Origin of the sequence: Aquibium pacificum, assembly GCF_040839445.1 — a bacterium.
In the GTDB taxonomy this organism is placed as follows: domain Bacteria; phylum Pseudomonadota; class Alphaproteobacteria; order Rhizobiales; family Rhizobiaceae; genus Aquibium; species Aquibium pacificus.
This window is the reverse complement of the sequence record NZ_JBDPGJ010000058.1, coordinates 1-278: the sequence shown is the minus strand read 5'-3', so window position 1 is coordinate 278 and position 278 is coordinate 1. Positions and strand designations below refer to the sequence as shown.

The window sequence follows — 278 nt, the reverse complement described above, 5'->3', positions numbered from 1 at the left end:
CAGCCAGGGCACCAGCACGTCGAAGACCGTATCGGGCCTGCCGTCCAGCGGCACGATCTACGTGCGGCTGTGGTCGTATATCAGCGGAAGCTGGCAGTGGAACGACTACACCTACAAGGCCGGCGGCGGCACCAAGGCCGTCATGACGTCCCCGACCCCGGGCTCCACTCTCGGGTCCTCTGCGACGTTCATATGGACCACGGGTAGTGGCGTTTCGCAGTACTGGCTCTATGTCGGCTCGACCGGCGTCGGCTCGTACAACATCTACCAGGCCAGCC

1 protein-coding gene is annotated in these 278 nt (G+C 64.4%); it reads left to right on the top strand.

The features are described 5' to 3' along the window. Window positions 1–278, top strand: a 278-nt coding sequence (locus tag ABGN05_RS30150; RefSeq protein ID WP_367957752.1) for a hypothetical protein, incomplete at both ends; no start/stop codon positions are given.